The organism is Agromyces humi (assembly GCF_009720255.1).
Taxonomy (GTDB): Bacteria; Actinomycetota; Actinomycetes; order Actinomycetales; family Microbacteriaceae; genus Agromyces; species Agromyces humi.
Map to the genome: position 1 here is coordinate 1 of NZ_WJSP02000341.1, position 4050 is coordinate 4050.

Genomic DNA, 4050 nt, shown 5'->3' on the forward strand with positions numbered 1-4050 from the left:
GCCCTCAGCCGAGGCGGTCGAGGCGCCGCAGGATGAGGCCCTCGCGCAGCGCCCACGGCGACACCTCGAGCTCGTCGACCTTGAACGCCCGCATGGCCTCGGAGAGCACGACGGCACCCGCGACGATCTGGAAGGTGCGGTCGGCGGTGATGCCCGGCAGGGCGGGTCGCGCGTCGGCGGGGATCTTCGCGAGCCGCGGGGTCCAGTCGTCGAGTCCCTCGCGGGTGAGCACGGAGCGCTCGGTGGAGCCGACGCCGTCCTCGACGCTGCCGGCCAGCCGCGCGAGCGAGCGGATGGTCTTCGACGAGCCTACGATGTGATCGGGCGCGGGCAGGTCGCGGAACGACTTCACCGCCTCGGCGAGCACCTTCCTGGCGTGCGCGCGCAGCGCGGCGACCTGGTCGGTCGACGGCGGGTCGTCGGGGAGGAAGGCGATCGTGGAGCGTCCGGCGCCCAGGGGCAGTGAGCGCGCGACATCCGGGATCTCGTCGATGCCCTGGGCGATCTCGAGCGAACCGCCGCCGATGTCGAAGAGGAGGATGCGCTCGGCCGACCAGCCGTACCAGCGCCGCACGGCGAGGAACGTGAGCCGGGCCTCGTCGTCGCCCGACAGCACCTGCAGCTCGACGCCGGTGCGCCGTGCGACGAGCGCCAGCACCTCCTCGCCGTTGGTCGCCTCGCGGATGGCGGACGTCGCGAAGGCGAGCAGTTCGTCGATGCCCGCCTCCTTGGCGGCATCCGCTGCGCCGCCGATGGCCTCGAGGATCGCGCGGACGCCCTCGTCGCTGATGGCGCCGTCGTCCTCGAGGTACCGCATCAGGCGGAGCACCTGCTTGTGCGACGCGGTCGGGATGGGGCGGGCGCCGGGATGGGCGTCGACGACGAGCAGGTGAACGGTGTTGGAACCGACGTCGAGAACCCCGAGGCGCATGGTGCGAGCGTAGCCGCTGGCGCGTGCACGGGCGGCGGGTTTCGTGCATACTGGTCCGACTGGGACGATCGTCCCACTTCAGTCGGCGATGGAGTCGAGAGGAGCCGCGTGGTCCGCATCCCCGCGTCCGAGCGCCGCACGGCGCTCATCGAGGCGGCCCTTCGCGTGGTGTCGCGTCGCGGCATCGCCCAGGCCACCACGCGCGCGATCGTGGCCGAGGCCGGCATGAGCCTCGCGAGCTTCCACTACGCGTTCGACTCCCGCGACGAGCTCATCGACGAGCTCATCGCCACGGTGGTCGCACGCGAGCAGCTCGCCGTCATCCCCGACCTCGTTCCCGGGCAGAGCCTCGCCGAGCTGCTCGAGTCGGGCATCCTCGGCTACTTCGAGCACCTGAAGGCCGATCCCGAGCACGAGCAGGCGATGCTCGAGCTCACGCAGTACGCGTTGCGCTCGCCAGAGCGCAACGCCCTCGCGCTCGCGCAGTACGCCAAGTACGTCGAGCTCGCGGAACGATCCCTCGAGCTCGCGGCGGACGTCGCAGAGATCGACTGGCGGGTCCCCGTGCGCGACGTCGCGCGCGTGCTCGTGGCGTTCACCGACGGGCTCACCCTCACCTGGCTCGTCGATCGCGACGACGACGCCGCCCGGGCGGTCGCACGTGCGGCCGCCGACGCCCTCTCGAGAATGGCCGACCCCCGATGACGAGCCTCGACCCCGCCCCGCCCGCACCGGGGCCTCCCGCGAGCGACCGCCAGCCGCTCGCGGCGCTCGCCGAACCCGTCCGCCGGGTCTCCGCCGGCTGGATCGGCGCCTTCGCGACCGCATGGCTCGGCGTCTGGATGGCGCAGCTCACCCCGGTGCAACTGCTGCTCCCCGCCCAGATCGACGCGGTGCTGCATCCCGAGGACTGGGTCGACAGCGTGGTGGCGTTCGGCGCCATCTCGGGCGTCGCGGCGGTCGCCACGATCATCGCGTACCCCCTCACGGGCGCCCTCTCCGACCGCACCACGTCGAGGTTCGGGCGGCGGCGCCCGTGGATCGTCATCGGCGCACTCGTCTTCGCACTGTCCCTCGTCGCGCTCGGGCTCCAGACCGAGATCTGGGCGATCGGCGCAGCGTGGGTCGCGGCATCCGTCGGCTTCTGCATCATGACGGCCGCGCTCACGGCGACCATCTCCGACCAGGTGCCGGTGAACCAGCGGGGGTTCGTGTCTGGCTGGATGTCGGCGCCCCAGGCGGTCGGCATCATCGTCGGCCTGCTGCTCGTGACCGAGCTCGTCACCGACCAGTCGCTCGGCTACGTCCTGCTGGCGGTGATCCTGCTCCTGCTCGCGGTGCCGTTCCTGTTCCGCCACGACCAGCCGCTCGCCGCCGCCGAGCGGAGCCGCGTCACCGCCAAGGGCATCCTCGCCGGGTTCTGGATCAGCCCGCGGAAGCACCCCGACTTCGGCTGGACCCTGCTGAGCCGCGTGTTCGTGTCGGTGGGCAACGCGCTCGGCACGAGCCTCCTGCTGTACTTCCTGATGTTCCAGCTCGACGATCCGCACGCCGAGGACGACCTCATCGTGCTCACGCTCATCTACATGGTGTTCGTGATCCTCGCATCGCTGCTGCTCGGGCGCCTCTCGGATCGGCTCGGCCGCCGCAAGGCCTTCGTGTTCCTCGCCTCGGGGCTCCAGGGCATCGCGGCGCTGCTCCTCGCGGTCTTCCCCGACCTCACCGTCGCGATGGTCGCCGCCGGCATCCTCGGCCTCGGCTACGGCTGCTTCCTCTCGGTCGACCAGGCCCTCGCCACCCAGGTGCTGCCCGACGCGGCCTCGCGTGGAAAGGACCTCGGCATCATGAACATCGCGACGGCGGTGCCGCAGGCCGTCGGCCCGCTGATCGGCGCGGCCGCGGTGGTCGCCACGGGCTCGTTCGTGCTCGTCTTCGTGCTCGGCGCGATCTTCGCGTTCGCCGGGGCGCTCGCCGTCTCGCGCGTCAGGAGCGTGCGCTGATGCCCCTCGACCTCGCCATGATCACGACCGGCACGGATGCCGCGCCCTGGCGTTCCCCCGAACGCCACTGGCCCGCCCTCACCGCCGCCACGGCCGGGCTCGACGCTCCCGTCGGCGCCCTGCACCTCGGGGCGCTGCGCCACAACGCGCACGACATGGTGCGCCGCGCTCACGGCACGCCCATTCGCATCGCCTCGAAGTCCGTGCGCGTCCGCAGCGTCATCGAGGCGCTGCTGCGCCGGCCCGGCTACCACGGGGTGCTCGCGTACACGCTGGCCGAGGCCCTGTGGCTCGCCGACACGGTCGACGACCTCGTGGTCGGCTATCCCACGGCGGAACGCGGCAGCATCCGGCGCCTCGCGACCGACCCCGACCTCGCGAGCCGGATCACCCTCATGGTCGACTCCACGCAGCAGCTCGACCTCATCGACGCCGTGCTGCCGCCCGCGCAGCGCGAGGAGATCCGGGTCTGCCTCGAGCTCGACGCGTCGTGGCACGCGCCGGTGCTCGGGCACCTCGGCGTGCGGCGTTCCCCGGTGCACGACCCCGCCGACGCGGGCGCGCTCGCGGCCTACGTCGTGCGACGGCCCGGCTTCCGGCTCGTCGGCATGATGTCGTATGAGGCGCAGATCGCGGGCGTCGTCAACCGTCCGGCCGGTCGCCCGGTCGACGGTGCCGTGAACCGCTGGATGCAGTCGCGGTCGCTGCCCGAGCTGCTCGAGCGTCGTGCCCGTGCGGTCGCCGCGGTGCGCGAGCACGCCGACCTCGAGTTCGTGAACGGCGGCGGCACGGGCTCGCTCGAGGCGACGGCCGCGGATGCCTCGATCACCGAGATCGCCGCGGGCTCCGGGCTCTTCGGCGGCCACCTGTTCGACGGCTACGCCCACTTCACCCCCGCGCCGGCGGCGGCGTTCGCGCTCGACGTCGTGCGCTCGCCGAGCCCGGCCCACGCCACGATACTCGGCGGCGGGTGGATCGCGTCGGGCCCGCGCCGTCGAGGTCGCGCGGTCGTCGACAAGCCCGCGATCCAGTACGTCGTGCGCGAGAGGCTTCATGTCACCGGAGTCGCGCGTGGCTTATCGACACCGACAACCTAACGCGCTCACCATGGACAAGACC

At 72.4% G+C, this 4050-nt stretch carries 4 protein-coding genes; 3 read left to right on the forward strand and 1 reads right to left on the reverse strand.

Going from position 1 to position 4050, the window contains the following annotated elements:
- Positions 1-4: 4 nt before the first annotated feature.
- Positions 5-931, reverse strand: a complete 927-nt coding sequence (locus tag GH736_RS18565; RefSeq protein ID WP_159605995.1) for a Ppx/GppA phosphatase family protein — start codon at positions 929-931, stop codon at positions 5-7.
- Between the two features lie 108 nt (positions 932-1039).
- Between GH736_RS18565 and GH736_RS18570 the strand changes: the two genes are divergently transcribed.
- From GH736_RS18570 to GH736_RS18580, 3 genes are read left to right on the forward strand one after another with little or no spacing between them, the layout of a single operon-like run.
- A complete protein-coding gene (locus GH736_RS18570; protein WP_159605997.1) occupies positions 1040-1636 on the forward strand; it encodes a TetR/AcrR family transcriptional regulator in 597 nt (198 codons plus the stop codon).
- On the forward strand, positions 1633-2931 hold the full coding sequence (locus GH736_RS18575; protein ID WP_159605999.1) for an MFS transporter: 1299 nt from the start codon (positions 1633-1635) through the stop codon (positions 2929-2931). The genes GH736_RS18570 and GH736_RS18575 overlap by 4 nt, the downstream gene beginning before the upstream one ends.
- Positions 2931-4028 (forward strand): alanine racemase, encoded by a 1098-nt coding sequence (locus GH736_RS18580; protein WP_159606001.1) that lies wholly within the window; start codon positions 2931-2933, stop codon positions 4026-4028. The genes GH736_RS18575 and GH736_RS18580 overlap by 1 nt, the downstream gene beginning before the upstream one ends.
- Positions 4029-4050: the final 22 nt, after the last annotated feature.